12 protein-coding genes and 2 pseudogenes are annotated in these 14,603 nt (G+C 68.9%); 6 read left to right on the top strand and 8 right to left on the bottom strand.

Translation table 11 applies throughout. The features are described from left to right. Window positions 1-192 precede the first annotated feature (192 nt). Entirely contained in the window at window positions 193-1,050 is an 858-nt protein-coding gene (locus KSF81_RS08535) for a hypothetical protein (protein ID WP_309139508.1), read from the top strand. A 1-nt stretch (window position 1,051) separates the two neighbouring features. Here KSF81_RS08535 and metF read toward each other — a convergent pair. After that, window positions 1,052-2,060: pseudogene (gene metF, locus KSF81_RS08530) on the bottom strand (methylenetetrahydrofolate reductase [NAD(P)H]). A gap of 159 nt (window positions 2,061-2,219) precedes the next feature. On the opposite strand from metF, the gene KSF81_RS08525 reads away from it, so the two are divergent. The 3 genes from KSF81_RS08525 (at window position 2,220) to KSF81_RS08515 (ending at window position 4,285) form a co-directional block, all read left to right on the top strand. Continuing rightward, window positions 2,220-3,041 carry a VacJ family lipoprotein gene (locus KSF81_RS08525; RefSeq protein ID WP_217378613.1) on the top strand — a complete coding sequence of 274 codons (822 nt, stop codon included), beginning with the start codon at window positions 2,220-2,222 and terminating at the stop codon, window positions 3,039-3,041. 28 nt (window positions 3,042-3,069) lie between these two features. Beyond that, window positions 3,070-3,714, top strand: coding sequence for a phospholipid-binding protein MlaC (locus KSF81_RS08520; RefSeq protein ID WP_254453422.1), 645 nt, complete (start codon window positions 3,070-3,072; stop codon window positions 3,712-3,714). Window positions 3,715-4,012: 298 nt separating this feature from the next. After that, window positions 4,013-4,285 carry a hypothetical protein gene (locus KSF81_RS08515; protein ID WP_217378612.1) on the top strand — a complete coding sequence of 91 codons (273 nt, stop codon included), beginning with the start codon at window positions 4,013-4,015 and terminating at the stop codon, window positions 4,283-4,285. A gap of 124 nt (window positions 4,286-4,409) precedes the next feature. Here KSF81_RS08515 and KSF81_RS08510 read toward each other — a convergent pair whose 3' ends face one another. The 3 genes and pseudogenes from KSF81_RS08510 to puuE form a co-directional block, all read right to left on the bottom strand. After that, entirely contained in the window at window positions 4,410-4,736 is a 327-nt protein-coding gene (locus KSF81_RS08510) for a cupin domain-containing protein (RefSeq protein WP_217378611.1), read from the bottom strand. Between the two features lie 7 nt (window positions 4,737-4,743). After that, the gene (locus tag KSF81_RS08505) at window positions 4,744-5,727 is read right to left on the bottom strand and encodes a tripartite tricarboxylate transporter substrate-binding protein (protein ID WP_217378610.1); all 984 of its coding nucleotides are present in this window, start codon (window positions 5,725-5,727) and stop codon (window positions 4,744-4,746) included. A 68-nt stretch (window positions 5,728-5,795) separates the two neighbouring features. Then, a pseudogene (gene puuE, locus KSF81_RS08500) lies at window positions 5,796-6,735 on the bottom strand (allantoinase PuuE). A gap of 155 nt (window positions 6,736-6,890) precedes the next feature. On the opposite strand from puuE, the gene KSF81_RS08495 reads away from it, so the two are divergent. Then, window positions 6,891-8,603: a M10 family metallopeptidase gene (locus tag KSF81_RS08495; protein WP_217378609.1), complete on the top strand. Its 1,713-nt coding sequence runs from the start codon at window positions 6,891-6,893 to the stop codon at window positions 8,601-8,603. A 60-nt stretch (window positions 8,604-8,663) separates the two neighbouring features. Here the strand turns inward: KSF81_RS08495 and ilvC are convergent, their stop codons facing one another. The 4 genes from ilvC to miaA all read right to left on the bottom strand — a co-directional run bounded on the left by ilvC (window position 8,664) and on the right by miaA (window position 13,660). Next, window positions 8,664-9,680 (bottom strand): ketol-acid reductoisomerase, encoded by a 1,017-nt coding sequence (gene ilvC / locus KSF81_RS08490; RefSeq protein ID WP_217378608.1) that lies wholly within the window; start codon window positions 9,678-9,680, stop codon window positions 8,664-8,666. A gap of 523 nt (window positions 9,681-10,203) precedes the next feature. Beyond that, the gene (ilvN, locus tag KSF81_RS08485; protein ID WP_217378607.1) at window positions 10,204-10,725 is read right to left on the bottom strand and encodes an acetolactate synthase small subunit; all 522 of its coding nucleotides are present in this window, start codon (window positions 10,723-10,725) and stop codon (window positions 10,204-10,206) included. A 75-nt stretch (window positions 10,726-10,800) separates the two neighbouring features. After that, window positions 10,801-12,612: an acetolactate synthase 3 large subunit gene (locus KSF81_RS08480; RefSeq protein ID WP_217378606.1), complete on the bottom strand. Its 1,812-nt coding sequence runs from the start codon at window positions 12,610-12,612 to the stop codon at window positions 10,801-10,803. Window positions 12,613-12,679: 67 nt separating this feature from the next. Further along, complete coding sequence (gene miaA, locus KSF81_RS08475; protein ID WP_375293313.1) at window positions 12,680-13,660, bottom strand: tRNA (adenosine(37)-N6)-dimethylallyltransferase MiaA; 981 nt, start codon at window positions 13,658-13,660, stop codon at window positions 12,680-12,682. 29 nt (window positions 13,661-13,689) lie between these two features. Here miaA and serB point away from each other — a divergent pair, with 29 nt between their 5' ends. Next, window positions 13,690-14,586 (top strand): phosphoserine phosphatase SerB, encoded by an 897-nt coding sequence (serB, locus tag KSF81_RS08470; protein WP_217378604.1) that lies wholly within the window; start codon window positions 13,690-13,692, stop codon window positions 14,584-14,586. The last annotated feature ends 17 nt before the right edge of the window (window positions 14,587-14,603 follow it).

Below are 14,603 nucleotides of genomic sequence, written 5' to 3'. Positions count from 1 at the left end.
AGGCATGGGCCGGAGTGGCCAGGAGCAGGGGGAGGAGAAGCAGCAGGATTGGCGTGCGCACAGGGGCGATATAGAACGGGAAGCGAACTCCTCCAACCGTTCCGGCTTCCTCCGCTGCGCTTCCTCCTGGGTTTTCTCGAATGGTCGGCGTGGCGCGGCGGCGCGCTGCTGGCCGCCGGCATCTTCGTCGGCGTGGCAGTGCCGCCGCTGGCCGCGGCAACCCGGGATGTGGTGACGCCGGTGGTGGCCGGGCTGATGACGCTGGTACTGCTGCGCGTCGATCCGGCGCAGGTGCTGGGCTATCTGCGGCGGCCGCTGCTGGTGCTGATGCTGTTGGCCTGGCTGTTGCTGGCCTGCCCGCTGATCGCCTTCGTGCTGGTCCGCGCGGTTGGGCTGGACGGGCCGCTGGGGGCGGCGCTGGTCATCATGGCGACGGGTTGCGCCGCCACCTCCTCCCCCGCCTTCGCGCGGCTGGTCGGGCTGGACGGGGAGATCGCGCTGGTCGCCTCGGTGCTCTCCACCCTGCTGATCCCCTTCACCGCACCGCCCCTGGCGCTGGGGCTGCTCGGCATCGACCTGGCGATCTCGGTGGGCGGGCTGATGGCGCGGCTCGGCCTGGTGGTGGGGCTGCCGCTGCTGCTCTCCATCGCGCTCCGGCGCCTGCTTGGGCCGGAGCTCCTGGCGCGGATCGGCCGGGCGGTGGATGGCGCGGTGGTGCTGCTGGTGGTGCTCTATGGCTTCGGCGTGATGGACGGGATGCAGGCCAGGCTGCTGGCGGAGCCAGCCTGGGTGGCGGGCGGCATCGCGCTCGCCTTCGCCGGCAATTTCGGCCTGAACATCCTGACCACGCTGGCCTTCGCCCCGGCCGGCAAGCGCGTGGCGCTCTCGGCCGGGCTGCTCTCGGGCAACCGCAACATGGCGCTGTATCTGGCGGTGCTGCCGGAAACGACGGATGCGAGCATCCTGCTGTTCTTCGCGCTCTGCCAGTTCCCGCTGTTTCTCAGCCCCTTCCTGCTGCGGCCGGTCTATGACCGCCTGCGCAGGCCCTGACTCAGGCCGGGCTTTGCGGCGCCGCCTTTTCCTCCGCCACGCCGCTGGCCGCGGCTGGCACCGAGGGCGCCGCCCGCACGCCCAGGATATGGGCGATGGCATAGACCAGGTCCGGCCGGTTCAGCGTGTAAAAATGGAACTCGTCCACGCCATTGGCCTGCAGCAGCCGCACCTTGTTCGGCGGCCACCACGGCGGCGACCATGCGCCGGGTCTCCGCATCCTCGTCCAGCCCCTCGAAGAGGCGGCCCATCCAGTCCGGCACGCCGGCGCCGCACATCGCCGAGAACTTCCGCACCTGGGCGAAATTCGTCACCGGCAGGATGCCGGGCACGATCGGCACCCGGATGCCGGCGGCGGCGCAGCGGTCGAGGAAGCGGAGATAGATTTCGCTGTCGAAGAAATACTGGCTGATGGCGCGGGTGGCGCCGGCATCGATCTTGCGCTTCAGGTTGTCGAGATCGTGATCGGCCGAAAGCGCGGTGGGATGGCCCTCCGGATAGGCGGCGACGCTGATCTCGAAGGGGGCGACGCGCGCCAGCCCCTCCACCAGGTCGGCGGCATAGGCATAGCCCTCCGGATGCGGCACGTAGCCTTGGGCGCCGGCCGGCGCGTCGCCCCGCAGCGCCACGATATGCCGCACGCCGGCCGCCCAATAGGCGCGCGCCACCTCGTCCACCTCGGCGCGGGAGGCGCCGACGCAGGTGAGGTGCGCCGCCGGCGTCAGGCTGGTTTCCTGCACGATGCGCGCCACCGTCGCATGGGTGCGGGCCTGGGTGGTGCCGCCGGCGCCATAGGTGACCGAGACGAAGCGCGGCCGCAGCGGCTCCAGCCGCCGGATGCAGGACCAGAGCTGGGTCTCCAGCGCATCCGTCTTCGGCGGGAAGAATTCGAAGGAAAGCTTGGGCGCGGGCAGGCCGGCGGGCGCCGGCAGCGCACCGAAACGTGGACCCGTCAGCCAGCGCTGCAGGGTGCCAGGGGGGGGTATGGTCCATCCGCCTTCTCTGCCCATTTCAGGCAGCGATCGCAAGCGTTGCGACCCGGGACAGTTTCGGGCGTTACAACCATGCCGGAAACGGTGCTATGGCCGCATTCGAACCCAGCCTTGCGGTGCAGCCCCCCGGCCACCGCCCTGCCCCGCCTCGACATTAGGACGCAAGAGGTCCCACCCATGCGCCTGACCACCCGCCTGACCGCATCCCGCGCCGGCCTTGGGGCCGCCGCGCTGGTCGCCCTGCTGCTGCTCTCGGCCTGCGCCACCCGCCCCGACCCCTCCGATCCGGAGGCGGTGGCGGAATTCCGCCAGACCAACGACCCTGCCGAGCCCTTCAACCGGGCGATGTATTCCGTGCACCAGGGCATCGATAAGGTGGTGCTGCGCCCGGTCGCCGTCGGGTATCGCGCCGTCGTGCCGGAGCCGGTGCGGCTCGGCATCCGCAACGTGCTGGGCAATCTGCGGACGCCGGTGATCCTGGTGAACGACATGCTGCAGGGTGAGCCGCGCCGCGCCGGTGACACGCTCGGCCGCTTCCTCATCAACTCCACGGCCGGGCTCGGCGGCATCATCGATGTCGCCCAGCTTCACTTCGGCGTGCGTGGGCATACCGAGGATTTCGGCCAGACCCTGGCGGTTTGGGGCTTGCGGGACGGGCCCTATCTATTCATCCCCGTGCTCGGCCCCTCGAACCCGCGCGACCTGACGGGTTTCGGCCTCGGCGTCGCCGCCGATCCCTTCGTCTGGCTGGGCCAGGGGGCGGTGGTGGATGCGCTGGGCTGGAGCCGGGCCGGCGTGACCGTGGTGGATACGCGGGAGGGGCTGATCGAGCCGCTGGACGACCTGCAACGCAGCTCGCTCGACCCCTATGCCACCCTCCGCAGCGCCTACCGGCAACGCCGCCAGGCCGAGATCGAGAACCGGCTGGACCAGGCGGCCCCCGCCGCGGCCACCAGCACCGGCTTCGGCGTCGGAACCGGCCAAGCCCCGGCACGCTGAACCGCCGCCCTCGGAGATGCCAGAGAGTATGACCATGACCCATCGCCGCACCCTGCTCTCCATCAGCCTCGGCACGGCTGCCGGCACCATGCTCGGCCCTGCCGGCCCGGCCCGGGCGCAGCCGGATCCCGGCCGCGCCGCCGCCTTCATCCAGGCCACCGGCCAGGAGATGGTGGCCGCCATCAATTCCAATGCCCCGGTGGCGCAGCGGCGGCAGCAGGTGGCCGCCATCCTGCGCCGCGCGGTGGATGTGGAGGGCGTCGGCCGCTTCATCCTCGGCCGCTGGTGGCGCCAGGCCTCGCCGGCCGAGCAGCAGGAATACCTGCGGCTCTTCGAGGAGACGCTGATCCGCAACCTCTCCGCCCGCTTCGGCGAGTATCAGGGGGTGCGCTTCTCGCTCGGCCGCACCCAGCAGCGCACCGAGGACGACGTGCTGGTGAACACCATCATCGAACGCCCGAACCAGGCGCCCTTCTCCCTGGATTGGCGGGTCGGCGAGGTCGGCGGTCAGCCGCGGGTGGTGGATGTGATCGCCGAGGGCACCTCGCTCCGCCTGACGCAGAGGAGCGAGTATTCCTCCGTCATCCAGCGCAACAACGGGCAGATCGCGGCGCTGCTGACGGCGATGCGCAACCAGATCCAGCAATTGGCGGCGCGGGAACAGGGGCGGTAGCGCCCCGCTCCGCCGGGCACAGGCCGGGATGCATGCGCCGAAGCTGCACTCTCGGCCTGGGCTCCGGTCGGTGTGCGGCGCGCCCTGCCGTGGCCGGTGCCGCAGGGCGCCACGCTCCCTGACATCTACGGGACCCCCTGCCGCCCGCATGATCGTGACCGCGCATCACCTGTCTGTTGCAGGACAACGGGCCATCGGCCGTTGCACCTTGCGCCGCAACACAGGCTCCAGGGCGGGCTCAGCAATGCCGATCTTCTGTCTGCGACCTGCGAAGGAACAGCTCAATGATCCGGCATGGATGCTGAGCCGCTACCGCGGATGCTGCCAGGTTGCCGCCAGCAGTGCCGAAGCGGCACGGCGATATGCCAATGGCGCCTTCATCCTTCCCGTCTGCCCTGGCGGCGTTCCGCCGGACTGCGGCGGCTTGCCCTGGTCGCAGGCGCGGCTGGTCGAGGTGCAGCAATTGCCCGACCCGCCGGCGGATGCGGTGGTGCCGGTCGGCATGGTCCTGGCCCTGGAGAGCCCAGTTGCGGAAACCGCACCGCAGGTCCTGGAGGTCGCGCCGGCCTGAGTGGCCCGGTCGTCCGCAGGCGAAGCCGGAAGACGTGAACCGGTCCGCAAGATACAAGACGGTCAGGCCAGGACGAGTCTAGACCCGGATCGCCCCGGGTGTTTCCACCCAGGACGATCGCGGGCTAGCTGCCCACCGGCTGGAAATCATAGACCCCGACGCCCTGCAGGATGCCGAATCGGCAGCGCCCGCCATCCTTGCCGGTGACCCGATGCGCCCGCCGCGCCGGCACCGCATGCATCTGGCCGGGCTGCAATCCCACCACCTCGCGTGGCGCGCGGGTCTCGATGACCATCGGGCCTTCCATGCACCAGAAGGTATCCGTCACCTCGGAATGCCAGTGCCAGGGCACTTCCTGCCCGGCGGCCACGGTCAGGATCTGCATCCTGAGCCCAGGCGCCTCGGCGATCAGTTCCCGCCCTTCCAGTGGGTAGCTGCCTGCTTTTGCCATGGGAAACCTATCCCTCCTCTGGTTTGAACCCGCTTTCGGCAATGATCGGGCCCCATTTGGCGTGATCGGCCCGCAGCCGCGCCGCGAAATCACCTGGCGACATGGGCAGCGGCCGCATCTCCAGCCGGGCCAGGGCCTCCTGGTAGTCTGGCGTGGCCGAGGCCTCGGCCATGGCGCGGTTAAGCGCCTCCACCACCGGCTGCGGCGTGCGCGCGGGCAGGAAGAGGCCGAACCATTCGCTGCCGGTGAGTTGCGGAAAGCCCTGCTCGGCGAAGGTCGGCACCTCCGGGAAGTGCGGCAGCCGCTGCGGCGAGGAGACCGCCGCCAGCACCACCTGCCCGCCCGCCGCATGCGGCGCCAGATCCACCATGGGATGGAAGCTGCAGGCGGTGCGCCCCGCGATCAGGTCCTGGATCGCCGGGGCGGAGCCGCGATAGGGGATATGCGTCATCACCAGCCCCGCCGCCCTGGCGAATTGCACGCCCATGAAATGCGGCACCGAGCCGGCCGCGGCGCTGCCATAGGGAATCTCCGCCCGGCCGCGGCCCCAGGCGATGAAGGCGGTCAGGCTCGCCGCCTGGCGGGCCAGCGGCCCGACGCCCATGCCGAAGGGGAACTCGCCGGCCGGGGAGACGGCGATCAGGTCCGTGAAGGGGTTGTAGCGCAGGCTGCGCTGGTAGAGATGCGGGAAGATCGTCAGCATGCTGGCGGGGGTCAGCAGGATGGTGGTGCCATCGGGATCGGCCGCCTTCACCGCCTCCACCGCCAGGCGCCCGGCGGCGCCGGCCCGGTTCTCGATGATGACATTCGGCGCATAGCTGCCGCGCAGCCGCTCCGCCACCAGGCGCGCCGTGGTATCGGCGCTGCCGCCGGGCGGGAAACCCACGATGATGCGGCTGGTGCCGCGCCCGGGCTGCGCCAGGGCCGGGCGCGCCAGGGCGGCGGCCAGCCCGAGGGCGCTGCGGCGCGTCAGCCATGCGGCGCTGGACATCCTGCCCTCCCTCAATGCTCCTTCCGGCCGATGCTGCCCCGGTCCCGGCCCCGGCCGCAATGCCGCTTTCAAGCCCCTGGCGGATGCGTGGCCAGCCAGTGCCGGGCGATCTCGGCGCGGCGGCAGACCCAGAGATCGGGGCAGCGCGCGACATGGTCGAGGAAACGCTCCAGCGCCGCGGCCCGGCCAGGGCGCCCGGCCAGGCGGCAATGCAGCCCGACCGACATCATCTTGGGCTGGCTGCGCCCCTCCCGGCGAAGGAAATCCAGGCTGTCCCTGAGGTGCTGGGTGAAACCGTCATTCGCGGTGAAGCCAGGGGGGCACCGCGAATTTCATGTCGTTGTTGTCGAGCGTATAGGGAATGACCAGCAGGGGCTTGCCCGCCGCCCGCACGTAATAGGGCAGGTCGTCCGCGTAGCTGTCGCTGTCATAGAGGAAGCCGCCATGCTCGGCGACCAGGCGGCGGGTGCGGAGCGAGACGCGGCCGGTATACCACCCCACCGGGGCCGCGCCGGTGGTGCGCCGGATCACCTCGACGCAGCGCGCGATCTCGGCGCGTTCCACGGCCTCGGGCACGGTGCGGTAGTCGATCCAGCGCCAGCCATGGCTGGCCACCTCATGCCCGGCTGCGGCGAAAGCCTGGCCGACGGCCGGGTTCAGTTCCAGCGCGCGGCCGCAGGCATAGATGGTGAGCGGCAGGTTGCGCTCCGCGAAAAGCCGCAGGATGCGCCAGACGCCGGCGCGCGCGCCGTAGTCATATTGCGTCTCGACCGTGATGGCGCGTTCGCCCGGCACGGGGGCGCCGCCGGGGGTTTCCTGGAGAAAGACCTCCGAGCCGGCATCGCCGTTCAGCACGGTATTCTCGGCGCCCTCCTCGTAATTCAGCACGAAGGAGAGGGCGAGGCGGGCGCCGCCGGGCCAGCGCGGGTCGGGTGGATGGGCGCCGTAGCCCTGGAAATCGCGGGGGTGTTCGGTCTCGGCGGCGAGGAGGTGGGGCGGCGCGCTCATGCACGGAATTCTCCGCGACGCTCCGCCCGAGGTCAACTGGAAGTGCCGCTATTCTAAATCAGAAGTATATTAACTCCTAATGAATTAATCGTATTGCGTTCATGCCGGCATCGCGCCGATTATCCCATGCTTTCGCATCATTCCGGGATAGCAGCATGGCCATCATCACTCCAGACCTCACCCGCTCTCCGACCGGCCTCATCTATGTCGACGCCCTGTTCTGGGGTGGTGCCTGGACCGGTACGCTTGGCACCCCGGCCAGCCTCGCCTGGTCGGTGGTCACCACCGCCGAGATGAGCGAGACGGATCCCGACACCGGCCAGGTCGAGACCATGACAATCGACGGTCTTTCCTGGGACGAGACGGGCCTTGATGCCTTGCGCCTGGCTCTCCGACTCTGGGACGAGGTTTCCGGCCTCTCCTTCACCGAGATGGCGCCTGGCACGCCCGACCTGGACCTGAATTACGTGCTGGTCACGGATTCCGTGATGGCCGAGCTGGTGGATGATACCGGCACCCTCGGCTTCCACATGACGCCGGACGGCAGCAGTCCGGCGCCCCTGCTTGGCGTCTTCAACGCCGCGCCGAATTTGTGGAACGAGGCCGTGCTGCAGCAGGGCGGCTACAGCTTCATCACCCTGATCCACGAGATCGGCCACGGCCTCGGTCTTGCCCACCCGCACGACGATGGCGGCGGCAGCCAGATCTTCCCGGGGGCTGGCGATGGCGGCCTGGGCCTCCATGCCATGAACCAGGGCATCTGGACCGTGATGAGCTACAATGACGGGTGGCAGACCGCCTTCCCGGGCCATTCCGCGGGACTGGAGTTCGGCTACGAGGCCACGCCGATGGCGCTCGACATCGCCGCCATCCAGACCCTCTACGGCGCCGACATGACGACGCGCACCGGCGAGGACACCTATGCGCTGCCCGGCACCAATGGGGCCGGCACCTTCTGGACCTGCATCTGGGATGCCGGGGGCCTGGACACCATCAGCGCCGAGGGTCTCGCCGGGAATGCCACGATCGACCTGCGCGAAGCGCCCCTCACCGGCGAGCATGCCGGCGGCCATGTCTCCAGCATCGCAGGCATCATAGGCGGATTCACCATCGCCAAGGGCGCCGTCATCGAGAACGCCATGGGCGGCGCCGGCGATGACGCCATCACCGGCAATGCCGCAGACAACCGCCTGGATGGCGGCGCCGGCGCGGACAGCATGGCGGGCGGCCTGGGCGACGATACCTATGTGGTGGACAATATCGGCGACATCATTGTCGAGCAGGCCGGCCAGGGCAGCGACACGGTCCTCGCCAGCATCGGCTGGAGGCTGGGTGGCGGCCTGGAAAGCCTGGTCCTGACCGGCAGCGAGGCGGGCAACGGTGTCGGCAATGCCCTGACCAACCGGATCATCGGCAATGGTGCCGACAACCAGCTCGCCGGGGGCGGCGGGGGTGACACGCTGTCGGGCGGTGCCGGGGCAGATACCCTCGTCGGCGCCAGCGGCGATGATGTCCTGGATGGCGGCAGCGGTGCGGACCGCCTGGTCGGCGGCGCAGGCAGGGACAGCTTCGTCTTCAGCCATCTTGCCCCTGGCGAGATCGACCGCATCGTCGATTTCTCCGAAGCCGAGGACATGATCGTGCTGGATCAGGCCGTCTTCACCGCGCTTGGGCTCGTGGGCCTGCTCGATCCCGGCGCCTTCGCCTATGGCCGGCGCGCCCTGGATGCCGATACCCGCATCCTCTACGACGCCGAAGGCGGCAAGCTCCGCTATGATGCGGACGGGTTGGGCGGCAGCGCGGCTATCGTCTTCGCCCATATCGGTGCCGACAAGGCGATCACCGCCGAGCATTTCCTGGTAGCCTGAACGGCAGCGGCCGGCATCCCCGGGGATGCCGGCCGCCCGGGCCTGCGCTGCGGGCCGGCCTCAGTTCTTCGTCTTGTCGACCAGCGCGTTCTTCTTGATCCAGGGCATCATCGCCCGCAGCTTCTCGCCCACTTCCTCGATCGGGTGTTCGGAGAGGCGGCGGCGGGTGGCCTTGAAGCTGGCCTGGTTCACCTTGTTCTCCAGCATCCAGTCGCGGGCGAATTTGCCGCTCTGGATGTCGTCCAGCACCCGCTTCATCTCGGCCTTGGTCTCGGCGGTGATGATGCGCGGGCCGGTGACGTATTCGCCGTATTCCGCGGTGTTGGAGATCGAGTAGTTCATGTTGGCGATGCCGCCCTCATAGATGAGGTCGACGATCAGCTTCACCTCATGCAGGCATTCGAAATACGCCATCTCGGGGGCATAGCCGGCCTCCACCAAGGTCTCGAACCCGGCCTTGATGAGCTCGACCAGGCCGCCGCAGAGCACGGACTGCTCGCCGAAGAGGTCGGTCTCGCATTCCTCCTTGAAGGTGGTCTCGATCACCCCGGCGCGGCCGCCGCCGATGGCGGAGGCGTAGGAGAGCGCGATCTCCAGCGCATTGCCGGAGGGGTTCTGCGCCACCGCCACCAGGCAGGGCACGCCGCCGCCGCGCTGATACTCGCTGCGCACGGTATGGCCGGGCCCCTTGGGCGCGATCATGAACACGTCGAGGTCGGGGCGCGGGTCGAGCAGGTTGAAATGCACGTTCAGCCCATGCGCGAAGGCCAGCGCGGCGCCTTCCTTCATGTTGGCGTGCAGATGCTCGCGGTAGAGGTCGCCCTGGCCCTCATCCGGGGTCAGCACCATGACCACATCGGCCCATTTCGCCGCCTCGGCGGGCGACATCACCTTGAAGCCGGCGGCCTCGGCCTTCTGCGCGGAGGCGCCGGGCCGCAGTCCGATCGCCACATCGGCCAGGCCGGAATCGCGCATGTTCATGGCATGCGCATGGCCCTGGCTGCCGAAGCCGATGACGGCCACCTTGCGGGCCTTGATCAGGTTCACATCCGCATCGCGGTCGTAGTAAACGCGCATTTTAGCAACAACTCCTACTGGTTAACCATTTCCACAAGCCAGAAAAACGCCTGAATAGCGGTCCCAATGCCTAAAAGAGCACACATTCCCGCAATGAAGGTGTCGATCTTCGACCGCCACCAGGATTTCTCGTGCACTTCAATTGGCCTCACAGCGCGAAGCCAGTTTCGATCAAGTGCAAACTGTGCGACGAGGAATTTTTTCTATTTCAAGGATTCGTGTCGCGGCGCTATGTGCTCGCCAATGCGCTTTTAAGCCAATGGCTCCCACGATCATCCCAAGGATCCCAAGAGCCGTGATCGGAGGCCAGAGCAAGTGCACATCAGCCGGGATTCTATTCATAGTAAAGGCGAAGACAACGTTCGCTGAAAGCAGCGCGAGCGACATTATTGCAGCGACAAAGATCGTAAGCGCTTGCAAGCTTAATCGCTCCGCTTCGCGAATCTCAGCACTCTGGTCGATGATGGCTCGGAAGCTAGCATCGACGAATGCCTTTGCAGCGTCTTTTTGGTCCATAATCATGTTAAGTTAAAGAACTTACGCCGCGTGCGATCGCCACAACTCCGGTACGCGACACCTCTTTGAGCCCCAGCGGCTGCATCAAACTGATAAAGGCATCCAGCTTCTCGCCGGCGCCGGTCATCTCAAACACCAGGCTTTCCGTGGTGGCATCCACCACCCGCGCGCGGAAGGCATCGGCCAGGCGCAGCGCCTCCATGCGGTGCTCACCGCCGCCCACCACCTTCACCAGCATCATCTCGCGCGCCAGATGCGGCCCCTCCAGCGTCAGGTCCGCCACCTTGTGCACCGGCACCAGCCGGTCGAGCTGCGCCTTGATCTGCTCGATCACCATGTCGGTGCCTGACGTCACGATGGTGATGCGCGAGAGGCGCCGCGCCGCATCCACCGGCGCCACGGTGAGGCTCTCGATATTGTAGCCGCGGCCGGAGAAGAGGCCGACGACGCGCGCCAGGATGCCCGCCTCGTTCTCGACGAGCACGGCGATGGTGGCGTTGCGGAGCGTGGTTTCCGAAGGGTCGGGCATGGCTCGATTACGGGCGGGAGGGCGGGGCGCGGGACGGTGGCTCCGTCCCGCCATAGGGGATCGCGCGGGGCGCGGCTAGACCAGCACCTTGCCCTCATCGGTCACGCCGGCCACGCCGCCTTCCTGATCCGGCCCCAGGATCATCTCGTTATGCGCGGCGCCGGAGGGGATCATGGGGAAGCAATTCTCGTCCTTGGCCACGCAGATATCGGCGATCACCGGCCCATCGATCGCCAGCATCTCGCGGATCACCCGGTCGAGGTCGTCGGCGGTGGTGGCGCGCAGCCCCGTCGCGTGGAAGCTCTCCGCCAGCTTGACGAAATCGGGCAGCGCGGCGGAATAGCTTTCGGAATAGCGGCCGCCATGCAGCAGTTCCTGCCACTGCCGCACCATGCCCATGTATTCGTTGTTCAGGATGAAGACCTTCACGGGCAGCCGGTACTGCGCCAGCGTGCCCATCTCCTGGATGTTCATCAGGATGCTGGCCTCGCCGGCAATGTCGATCACCAGCGCATCCGGATGCGCGATCTGCACGCCCATCGCCGCCGGCAGCCCATAGCCCATGGTGCCGAGCCCGCCCGAGGTCATCCAGCGGTTCGGCTTCTCGAAGCCGAAATACTGCGCCGCCCACATCTGGTGCTGGCCGACCTCGGTGGTGATGAAGGTCTCGCGGCCCCCATCCTTCACGGAAGCGTCCTTCGTGATTTCGTAAAGCCGCCGCACCGCGTGCTGCGGCTTGATGATGCTGCCTTCCTGGCGGTAGCGCAGGCAGTCCTTGCCACGCCAGGCATCGATCTGGCGCCACCATTCGGTCAGCGCCGGCCGATCCTGCGGCGCCGCATCCGCCTTCCAGCACTCGATCAGCGCCGCCAGGATGCGCCCGGCATCGCCGACGATGGCGACATCCACCTTGACGTTCTTGTTGATCGAGGAGGGGTCGATATCGGCATGGATCTTCCGGGAACCCGGCGCGAAGGCGTTCAGCCGCCCCGTCACCCGGTCGTCGAAGCGGGCACCGATATTCAGCATCACGTCGCAGCCATGCATCGCCAAATTGGCTTCATAGGTGCCGTGCATGCCCAGCATGCCGAGGAAATGCGGGTCGCTCGCCGGCAGGGCGCCGAGACCCATCAGCGTATTGGTGCAGGGGAAATTCGTCAGCCGCACGAATTCCGCCAGCAGCCGCGACGCCTCCGGCCCTGAATTGATGACCCCGCCGCCGGCATAGATGACCGGCCGCTTCGCCCCCTTCAGCAGCCGCACTGCCTGGCGGATCGGGTCGGCCTCCGGCTCGGTCGGCGGCCGGTAGCTGCGGTGCGGCGTCTGCGGGGCCTCGGAATAGGGGCCCTTGCCGATCAGGATGTCCTTCGGCAGGTCGATCACCACCGGGCCGGGCCGGCCGGATTTCGCCACGTAGAAGGCTTCGTGCACCACCCCGGCCAGCCTGGTGATGTCCTTGACCAGGTAGTTGTGCTTGGTCGCCGGCCGGGTGATGCCGGTGGTATCGGCCTCCTGGAAGGCGTCGTTGCCGATCAGGTGGGTCGGCACCTGGCCGGTCAGGCAGATCACCGGGATGCTGTCCATCAGCGCATCCACCAGGCCGGTGACGGCATTGGTGGCGCCGGGGCCGGAGGTGACGAGCACCACGCCGACCTTGCCGGTGGAACGGGCATAGCCCTCGGCGGCATGCACCGCCGCCTGCTCATGCCGCACCAGGATGTGGCGGATGGCGTTCTGCTGGAACAGCGCGTCATAGAGCGGCAATACGGCGCCGCCGGGATAGCCGAAGATCACCTCGACCCCCTGTTCCTTCAGCGCGGCCAGGACGATCTCCGCGCCCGTCATGATGCGGGTTTCGGCGGGGGTGGCGGCGGAGGTGGCGGACATCGGGGGGGCGGTTTCCTTGGGGCAGCAGCGACAAGGCGGCCAGGGTTAGACCCCTTGCTGCACCGCGTCAACGCCAGGATTCAACAAACGCGAAGATTTCCCGCCGCTCGCTTTCCTGAAATTGCGCCATGCCCTCGCAGCGCGCATGGATGATATGCGCCCGCGAGGGGTCCGCCAATGCGTGGTGGCGGAACCAGGTGGCCTGGCGTTTGGTGTACTGGCCGGTATTCAGCACGGCCCGCCGCTCCGCCTCCTCCAGCCCCATCCGGCCCGCGAGATGCGCCGCCAGTTCCGGCACGCCATGCGCCCGCATGGCCGGCAGCGCGGGGTCGAGGCCCTGCGCCAGCAGCGCCCGCACCTCCTCCAGCGCCCCGGCCGCCAGCATGGCCCCGAACCGGGCCGTGATGGCCGCGCGCAGCGCCGGCCGGGGCGGGTCGAGCAGCAGGGCCGCGAAGCGCCAGGGCGCCGGGCCGCTATGCGCGCCCTCCCGCTGCCAGGCCAGCAAGCCGCGGCCGGTGCCGCGCCAGACCTCATAGGCGCGGGCCAGGCGCTGGCTGTCACTGGGGCGAAGCGTCGCCGCCGTCTCCGGGTCCGCGGCCGCGAGCATGCCATGCAGCGCCGGGGCGCCGCGTTCCGCCAGCAGCGCCCGCGCCTCCGCCCGCGCCTCCGGCGGCACCAGCGGCAGGGCGGAGAGGCCCTGGGTCAGGGACAGGAAATAGAGGCCGGTGCCGCCGCAGAGGATCGGCAGCCGCCCCACCGCCGCCGCCTCCGCCATGGCGGCCAGCGCCGCCTCCTGCCACCAGGCGACGCTGGCGGGTTCCGCGGCCGGGCGGATGCCATAGAGGCGGTGCGGCGCCACCGCCTCCTCCGCCGGGCTCGGGCGGGCGGTGAGGATGCAGAGTTCGCGGTAGAGCTGCATCGAATCCGCATTGATGACGCTGCCGCCGAAGCGCCGCGCCAAATCGAGCGCCAGGGCCGATTTGCCGCTGGCGGTGGGGCCGGCGACGATCAGCGCGGCCGGTGGTTGCGTCATGCCCGGTTGCACCATGCGAGGCGGGGCGGCATGGTCCGCGCCTGATGTCCCAGATCCTGACCCTGATCGCGCCGGCGGGCGGCCTCTCCGCCCCGCTCCTCGCCCGTATCCGCAGCGCCTTGCAGGAGCTCGGCGCTACCGCCGGCACGCCGGACTGGCTGGCCCCGGAGGAAGCGGCCGACCTGCCCTTCGACGAATTCTCCCCCGAACAGGCCACCGCCGCCGCCCGCGCCGCGCTGGGCGATGCCTTGGTGGATGCCATCGCGCAGCCCGCCGAGGGCCGGCGCAAGCGGCTGCTGCTGGCCGATATGGACAGCACCATCGTCACCAGCGAGACGCTGGACGAGATCGCCGCCTATGCCGGGCTCAAGGAGAAGATCGCCGAAATCACCCGTCGCAGCATGAATGGCGAGCTGGATTTTCGCGCCGCGCTGATCGAGCGCGTCGGCATGTTGGCGGGCCTGCCCGTCTCGGCGCTGGAACGCACCTGGGAGGCGACCGCGATGACCGCGGGCGCGGCCGAGCTGGTGGCGACCATGCGGGCGAATGGCGCGCATTGTGTCCTCGTCTCCGGCGGTTTCACCTTCTTCACCGGGCGGGTGGCGGAACGGCTGGGCTTCCATGCGCATTACTCCAACACCCTGTTGCTGGAGGATGGCAAGCTCACCGGCCGGGTCGGCGAGCCGATCCTGGACCGCGACGCCAAGCTCGCCACCCTGAAGCGCCTGGCGGCGGAACTCGGCCTGCCACTCTCGGCGACGCTGACGGTGGGGGATGGGGCGAACGACCTGGCGATGATCCAGGCCGCGGGGCTCGGCGTGGCCTTCCGGGCGAAGCCGGTGGTGGCCGCCGCGGCGCGGGCGCGGGTGGAGCATGCGGATCTGCGGGCGCTGCTGTTTGCGCAGGGCTATCGGGCGGCGGAGATCGCCACGTCCTACTGACGGGGTCCGGGGGGGCA

The sequence above is a fragment of the Siccirubricoccus sp. G192 genome, assembly GCF_019084075.1.
Lineage (GTDB): Bacteria > Pseudomonadota > Alphaproteobacteria > Acetobacterales > Acetobacteraceae > G192.
This window is presented reverse-complemented; position numbering and strand designations above follow the sequence as displayed.